Below are 245 nucleotides of genomic sequence, written 5' to 3'. Positions count from 1 at the left end.
GGGACGCCGTGCATCTTGCCGTCGTACTCGTCGACCTTCGCCAGTGGCAGGAACTTCTCGGTGTCGGCGGCGGTGTAGCCGAGCTTGTCGAGCGGGGCGAGGGCGCCGGCCTTGAGGTAGTCGAGCTCCAGGCCGTTGTTCATCAGCCAGACGTCGGGGCCCTTGCCGGCGGCGACGGCCTGCTTGATCTTGTCCCGGCCGTCCTTCCACTCCAGGAGCGTGAGTTCGACCTTCACCTTGCCCTG

At 66.9% G+C, this 245-nt stretch carries 1 protein-coding gene; it reads right to left on the bottom strand.

Features of this window, described 5'->3' with window-relative positions:
* Positions 1-245, bottom strand: a 245-nt coding sequence (locus PUR61_RS00185; RefSeq protein ID WP_329874351.1) for an extracellular solute-binding protein, incomplete at both ends; no start/stop codon positions are given.

The sequence above is a fragment of the Streptomyces sp. BE20 genome, assembly GCF_036322525.1.
GTDB lineage: Bacteria > Actinomycetota > Actinomycetes > Streptomycetales > Streptomycetaceae > Kitasatospora.
The sequence above is the reverse complement of the archived record's forward strand: the minus strand, read 5'-3'. Positions and strand labels throughout refer to the sequence as shown.